Origin of the sequence: Candidatus Skiveiella danica (genome assembly GCF_022705245.1) — a bacterium.
In the GTDB taxonomy this organism is placed as follows: Bacteria; Pseudomonadota; Gammaproteobacteria; order Burkholderiales; family Burkholderiaceae_C; genus Skiveiella; species Skiveiella danica.
Genome location: NZ_JAKJEW010000200.1, coordinates 287 through 518 on the forward strand (window position 1 = coordinate 287; position 232 = coordinate 518).

The following is a 232-nucleotide window of genomic DNA, read 5'->3' on the forward strand; positions in this document are numbered from 1 at the left end:
GCGTGTTGCGCTGGGGCGGCAACGAGGATCTCGAGGCGCGCGTTGTCCGCGTCGAACCGGCCGCCTACACCAAGATCTCCGCGCTCGGCGTGGAAGAGCAGCGCACGCGCGTCATCCTCGAGTTCCTGTCGCCGCCGGAGCGATGGGCCAGCCTCGGCGACGCCTATCGCGTCGAGGTCGAGTTCCTGTTGCGCGAGGACGATGCCGTGTTGCAGGTGCCATCGAACGCGCT

1 pseudogene is annotated in these 232 nt (G+C 68.5%); it reads left to right on the forward strand.

Features of this window, described 5'->3' with window-relative positions:
* Nucleotides 1-232 (forward strand): annotated as a pseudogene (locus ACMUOY_RS21000) (efflux transporter periplasmic adaptor subunit); the annotation flags it as partial.